This window comes from Cellulomonas sp. IC4_254 (assembly GCF_011603975.1).
In the GTDB taxonomy this organism is placed as follows: Bacteria; Actinomycetota; Actinomycetes; order Actinomycetales; family Cellulomonadaceae; genus Cellulomonas.
On the sequence record NZ_JAANNB010000254.1, the window covers coordinates 1 to 4,571 of the forward strand.

Consider the following 4,571-nt stretch of genomic DNA (forward strand, 5'->3'; position numbering starts at 1 on the left):
ACCGCGGGCGGGTGGCGGACGTCGTGCTCAGAGCTGCGCGGTCGCGTCCACCGCGTGCAGGCGACGTCGGGCGAGCGCGAGGTTGCCCCGCCCGCGGTCCAGCGCCAGGTACCCGAACACCCCGTCGAGCGCGGGGTCCTCGCTCAGCAGGATGAGGTGGTACTCCTCGCTGAGCGTCACGAGGATGTCCTCGACCCGTCGGTTGCGCCCCATCTCCTTGGCGGCGCGCAGCTTGGCGCGGACGAAGTCGGTGGCGACGGCCGCGGCGAGCTCCAGGTCGTAGGGCACGGAGCTCGCGGAGGCCAGGATCATCCCGTTCCGGTAGTCCACGTAGGCGAACGCGAGCGCGCCGTCCAGGTCCATCAGGTCCTGCGCGGCCTGCTGCAGGTCGGTCACTCGGGCCTCCTCGGGGGCGGCCGGCGGGGTGCCGGGCGCGGTGGGTGGTGCCCACGCGGCGGACGCCGACGTGAGCCAGCAGAACGCACCCGTCACGGGTCGCGGCCTGGCGTGTCCGCATCAAGGTAGCGACATTGTCGTCGCGTGCCCATACCCTTCTGACCAGCAGGACAAATGCTCTGCAATACCCCGCGGAGGTCGATCGCGGTGCATTCGCGACATCTCCTGAGCGCGCCGGGCGCGGCACCCGACCCCCGGCCCGGGACCACCGGCGGCGCACCCGCGGCGGCCCGCGGGCGGACTCCCGGGGCTGGACCTAGGTCCCCGGGACTCCGGTCCCAGACTTTGTGAAACTTTTCTCGATAGCGTCAGGGACGTGAGGTCGACGGAGCCCTCCGCACCCCAACCCACCACCCTCGGGAGAGTCCCCGTGACCACCACGACGACGACGAGCACCGGAACCGCCGCGGCCATCGACCAGCTGGTCGCCGGCGCGACCAAGGCGCTGGCCGAGTACGCCCGCTTCACCCAGGAGGACGTGGACCGCCTGGTCAAGAAGGCCGCCGTCGCGGCGCTCGACCAGCACGGGCAGCTCGCGGAGCTGGCGGTCGAGGAGACCGGCCGCGGCGTCTTCGAGGACAAGGCCGTCAAGAACATCTTCGCCTGCGAGCACGTGACCAACTCGATGGCCGCGCTCAAGACCGTGGGCGTCATCTCCCGCGACGAGATCAACGGCATCACCGAGATCGCCGAGCCGGTCGGCGTCATCTGCGCGATGACCCCGGTGACCAACCCGACCTCGACCGCCATCTTCAAGTCGCTCATCGCGCTGAAGACCCGCAACCCGATCATCTTCGCGTTCCACCCGAACGCGCAGAAGTCCTCGGTCGCCGCCGCCCGGGTCGTGCGCGACGCCGCGGTCGCGGCCGGCGCCCCCGAGCACTGCATCCAGTGGGTCGAGGCCCCCTCGATGGAGGCCACCGGCCTGCTGATGAACCACCCGGGCGTCTCCACCATCCTGGCCACCGGCGGCAACGCGATGGTCCGGGCCGCGTACTCCTGCGGCAAGCCGGCCCTCGGCGTCGGCGCGGGCAACGTCCCGGCGTACATCGAGAAGACCGCCAAGCTCAAGCGGGCCGTCAACGACGTGGTGCTGTCCAAGTCGTTCGACAACGGCATGATCTGCGCCTCCGAGCAGGCCGTCATCCTGGACGACGAGATCTACGACGCCGCGCTGGCCGAGTTCGCCGTGCTGCACGCGTACCGCGCCAGCAAGAAGGAGAAGGCGCTCCTCGAGAAGTTCATCTTCGGCGTCGAGGCCAAGGGCAAGAACTGCGCCGACGCCAAGCTGAACCCGACCGTCGTCGGCAAGTCGCCGCAGTGGATCGCCGAGCAGGCCGGCTTCACCGTCCCCGCCGACACCTCGATCATCCTGGCCGAGGTCGGCTCGGTCGGCCCGAACGAGCCGCTCACCCGCGAGAAGCTCTGCCCGGTCCTCGCCGTGCTGCGCGCCACCTCCACCGAGCAGGGCATCCAGCTCGCCGAGCAGATGGTCGAGTTCGACGGCCTGGGCCACTCCGCCGCGATCCACACGCAGGACGAGGCGCTCACCGAGGAGTACGGCAACCGCGTCAAGGCCATCCGCGTCATCGCGAACGCGCCCTCCTCGCTCGGCGGCATCGGCGACATCTACAACGCGTTCATCCCGTCGCTGACCCTGGGCTGCGGCTCCTACGGCCACAACTCGGTGTCGAACAACGTCTCGGCGATCAACCTCGTCAACATCAAGCGCGTGGGCCGGAGGAACAACAACTTGCAGTGGTTCAAGGTCCCGGCCAAGACGTACTTCGAGCCGAACGCCATCCGCTACCTGTCCGACATGGCCGACGTCGAGCGCGTCACCATCGTCACCGACGCCACGATGACCACCCTCGGCTTCGTCGACCGCGTCCTGGACGTGCTCAACCGCCGCGGCAACCACGTGTCGGTGCAGATCATCGACCAGGTCGAGCCCGAGCCCAGCGTCAAGACCGTGCAGGCCGGCGCGGCGCAGATGCGGCACTTCCGCCCGGACACGATCATCGCGCTCGGCGGCGGCTCGCCGATGGACGCGGCCAAGGTCATGTGGCTGCTGTACGAGCACCCGGAGATCGTGTTCTCGGACCTCAAGCAGAAGTTCTTCGACGTCCGCAAGCGCGCCTTCAAGTTCCCGGTGCTCGGCGAGCTGGCCAAGCTCGTCTGCATCCCGACCACCTCGGGCACCGGCGCCGAGGTCACGCCGTTCGCGGTCATCTCGGACCCCGACGCGGGCAAGAAGTACCCGCTGGCCGACTACGCGCTGACCCCGACCGTCGCGATCATCGACCCGGTCCTGACCTCGAAGATGCCGCGCTCGCTGGCCGCCGACTCCGGCTTCGACGCCCTGACCCACGCCACCGAGGCGTTCGTCGCGGTGTACGCCAACGACTTCACCGACGGCATGGCGCTGCAGGCGATCCGGCTGATCTTCGACAACCTCGCGCAGTCGGTGAACGGCGACCCCGCCGACCCGGCCACGAAGGAGGCCCGGGAGAAGATGCACAACGCGGGCACCATCGCCGGCATGGCGTTCGGCAACGCGTTCCTCGGGATCGTGCACGCGATGGCGCACGTCATCGGCTCGACGTTCCACCTGGTGCACGGCCGGACGAACGCCACGCTGCTCCCGCACGTCATCCGGTACAACGGCCAGATCCCGACCAAGCTCACCAGCTGGCCGAAGTACGAGCACTACGTCGCCCCCGAGCGGTTCCAGCAGATCGCCCAGATGCTGGGCCTGCCGGCCGAGACCCCGGAGCAGGGCGTCGAGTCCTACGCCGTGGCGATCGAGGCGCTGCGCGCCAAGGTCGGCATCCCGGCGTCCTTCCAGGCGCAGGGCGTCGACGAGCAGGACTTCCTGTCCCGGCTCGACGAGGTCGCCATGGGCGCCTACGAGGACCAGTGCGCCCCGGCCAACCCCCGGATGCCGATGCGCGCCGACATGAAGGACATCATGACCGCGGCCTACTACGGCACCTCCGTCGCGGAGGTGCGGGGCCGCCGCGAGCAGCAGCAGGGTGCGCAGAGCGCGCCCGCCGGGGCGGGGGCCCCGGCCGAGGCCGACGCCTGACCGTCCCTCCGACCTGATCCAGGTCGCTGCTCGCCCGAGCGCCCCGCCCGCGACGACCGTCGCGGGCGGGGCGCTCCTCTGCGTCCGGCCGGGTGCTCCGAGGTGGGGCTGGCACACTGGGCCGTCCACCGACGAGGAGGCCCGCCGATGACCACCCGCCGCACCGCCCGACCCGTGCGCCGCGCCCGCACCGTCCGCGCCGCGCTCGCCCTGCCGCTCGCCGTGGGCGCCGCGCTCGCCCTGGGCGCCTGCTCCCAGGCCGACGACCTCGCGTCCCAGGCCCAGTCCGTCGCCGACTCCGCGAGCGAGGCCGCCGGCAACCTGCGCGACCTCGCCGACCAGGTCCGCGAGCGCGTCGAGTCCGCGCGGACCGCCGTCGACGACGCCCGCGCCCGGCTCCAGGACCTGGACGCGAGCGCCCGCGAGGCCGCCCAGGGCGCCGTCGACCAGTCGTCCACCGCCATCGACGACGCCACCGCGGCGCTCGAGCAGGCGCAGGCCGACGGCAGCGCCGCCACCCAGGAGCAGCTCGACTCCGCGCAGTCGGCGCTCGACTCGGCCCGGTCCGCGCTCGACTCGGCGTCCACGCAGGTCGACGCCACGACGGCCGACGCGCTCGACCGGCTCGCGCAGCGGGTCGAGGAGCTGTCGCAGCAGGTGCAGGACACCGAGCAGGGCTGAGCCGCACGGCCGCGTGGTGCGCGGGTGGCGACCGGGTGACGCGCGGCCCGCAAGTCACCCGGCCGAGTCCGCGCCGACCGCTTGAGCCGGCGCGCGTGGTGCCGATCACAGGAGCATGACCACGCACCACCCGCGCCCCCGGACCCGGCACCACGTGCCGTGGTGGGTGGCGTGCGCGTGGGGGTCGCTGGTCCTGCTGGTCCTCGCGGGTCTGGCCGCGGCCTCCGGCGTCCTCTGACGCCTCTCGTACCCGGCGACACCGCCGACCGGTGCGTGGGCGGTGCCGTCGACGGTCCGGCACGCCGGACTACCCTCCTCGGGTCCCCTCACGAACGGACCGCGATGA

At 71.8% G+C, this 4,571-nt stretch carries 4 protein-coding genes; 3 read left to right on the plus strand and 1 reads right to left on the minus strand.

Annotation, left to right across the window (positions count from 1 at the left end; all coding sequences use genetic code 11):
- Positions 1-27: 27 nt before the first annotated feature.
- On the minus strand, positions 28-396 hold the full coding sequence (locus G6556_RS17290; protein ID WP_346774969.1) for a hypothetical protein: 369 nt from the start codon (positions 394-396) through the stop codon (positions 28-30).
- Between the two features lie 430 nt (positions 397-826).
- On the opposite strand from G6556_RS17290, the gene adhE reads away from it, so the two are divergent.
- From adhE to G6556_RS17305, 3 genes are all read left to right on the plus strand, one after another.
- Positions 827-3,544 carry a bifunctional acetaldehyde-CoA/alcohol dehydrogenase gene (gene adhE / locus G6556_RS17295; RefSeq protein WP_166944157.1) on the plus strand — a complete coding sequence of 906 codons (2,718 nt, stop codon included), beginning with the start codon at positions 827-829 and terminating at the stop codon, positions 3,542-3,544.
- Positions 3,545-3,691: 147 nt separating this feature from the next.
- On the plus strand, positions 3,692-4,225 hold the full coding sequence (locus G6556_RS17300) for a hypothetical protein (protein ID WP_166944159.1): 534 nt from the start codon (positions 3,692-3,694) through the stop codon (positions 4,223-4,225).
- A 115-nt stretch (positions 4,226-4,340) separates the two neighbouring features.
- Entirely contained in the window at positions 4,341-4,463 is a 123-nt protein-coding gene (locus G6556_RS17305) for a molybdopterin oxidoreductase (RefSeq protein WP_166944161.1), read from the plus strand.
- Positions 4,464-4,571 lie beyond the last annotated feature (108 nt).

Coding starts and splice junctions, on each gene's coding strand:
- G6556_RS17305 (WP_166944161.1), top strand. CDS start 4,341: ATGACCACGCACCACCCGCGCCCCCGGACCCGGCACCACGTGCCGTGG.
- G6556_RS17300 (WP_166944159.1), top strand. CDS start 3,692: ATGACCACCCGCCGCACCGCCCGACCCGTGCGCCGCGCCCGCACCGTC.